Source organism: Pseudonocardia lacus, from assembly GCF_018531445.1.
GTDB classification, from domain to species: domain Bacteria; phylum Actinomycetota; class Actinomycetes; order Mycobacteriales; family Pseudonocardiaceae; genus Pseudonocardia; species Pseudonocardia lacus.
Genome location: NZ_JAHDTH010000451.1, coordinates 1 through 1,444, shown reverse-complemented (window position 1 = coordinate 1,444; position 1,444 = coordinate 1). Strand labels below are relative to the sequence as shown.

The following is a 1,444-nucleotide window of genomic DNA, read 5'->3' as shown; positions in this document are numbered from 1 at the left end:
CCTAGTACTACAGCCGTAGATCGTGATCTTGTTCTTGTCGGCGCTGGTAGTGGCATCGGCGGGCGCGGAACTGGTGGCGGCGGCGCCAGAGGCTCCAGCGCAGGACGCTGGTCAGCGAGCGGGCCGGGACGGTTAGCCGGTTGATCAGGCGGGCGATCTCGTTGCAGGACAACGGGATCAGCCCGACCGACTCCGGTGGTGGGTCGTGGTGGTGGGTTCGGGTTGCGGCGGCGGTGGCGGCGAGTAGGGCGTGGGCGAGGATCGCGATCAGGGTCCAGCGCCGCCAACTGCTCCAGCGGCGGACCTGGTGTTCGTCCAGGCCGGTGAGGGTTTTGGTGGCCTGGAAGGACTCCTCGATGCGCCAGCGGACCCCGCCGACGCGGACCAGTTCGGTCAGCGGCACCGGGTGAGGTGAGTAGCAGCGGTAGTAGGCCAGCTCGCCGTGTTCGGGGTGGCGCCGGATCAGCAGCCAGCGGTGTCCGGGTCCGTCGTGGGGGTGCAGGACGACGAAGGCCCACTGGTAGACGCGTGGGCCTTTCGCGCCGACGCCTGCTGAGTAGCGGGTCCAGCAGTGTTCGGGCAGCCCGGCGGCGATCTGGTCGACCCGCATCCGGACCCCGCCGTCGCCGCCGTGGACCAGGACACGACGGTTGCAGCCCACACCCAGGACATAGCCGAGCTGGTGTTCCTCCAGGCAGGCGCGCAGGTCGGGATCGGCGCCGTAGACCTCATCGCCGGTGACCCACCGCGCGGGCGTCTCGCCCCCGACGGCCTGGTCGATCATCTTGGCGGCCAGGGCGGGCTTGGTGGCGAACTCGACGCTGTCGGGCACCCCGGCCGCTTCACGGCGGTCGGGGTCGTCGGCCCAGCTGCGGGGCAGGTAGAGCTCGCGGTCGATGATCGCGTGCCCGGCCCGGGAGGCGTAGGCGAGGTAGACCGCGACCTGCACGTTCTCCACCCGCCCGGTCGTGCCCGAGTACTGGCGCTGGACCCCGACGGTCCGGTCGCCCTTCTTGGCGTCCCCGGACTCGTCGATGATCAGCACCGCGTCCGGTTCGCCGAGATGCTCGACCACGAACCCGCGCAGGTCCTCGGCGAGCCCGTCGGTGTCCCAGCGGGCCCGGCCCAGCAGGTGCTGCATGCCATCCGGGCTGGGGTCACCGGCGTGTTCGGCGATGGTCCAGCAGTTCTTGACCGGCAACTCGGCGAGCATCCCGTCGAGGAACCGGGCGAAGCGCCGACGGGTCTCCACCCGGGCGAACCGTCCAGCGACTCGACCGAGGAACTGGGTCCGCATCGCCGGCCAGGGGCCGGGTTCTAGGCTGTGGGTTGCGGCCACCGCTTCGTCTTGAGTCCACACAACCCGAGATGATCATGCGGTGGCCGCGCCACGTTCCGGGCACCCCCCACGGAGCAAGATCACGAAGTCCGGCTGTAGTACTAG

Annotated in this window: 1 protein-coding gene; it reads right to left on the bottom strand. The window is 70.3% G+C overall.

Features of this window, described 5'->3' with window-relative positions:
* Positions 1-7: 7 nt before the first annotated feature.
* Positions 8-1,297, bottom strand: a complete 1,290-nt coding sequence (locus tag KIK08_RS39010; RefSeq protein WP_214408329.1) for an IS701 family transposase — start codon at positions 1,295-1,297, stop codon at positions 8-10.
* Between the last annotated feature and the right edge of the window lie 147 nt (positions 1,298-1,444).

Bases quoted from the DNA above. Each gene is read 5' to 3' on its own strand.
- KIK08_RS39010 (WP_214408329.1), bottom strand. From the start codon at position 1,297: ATGCGGACCCAGTTCCTCGGTCGAGTCGCTGGACGGTTCGCCCGGGTG.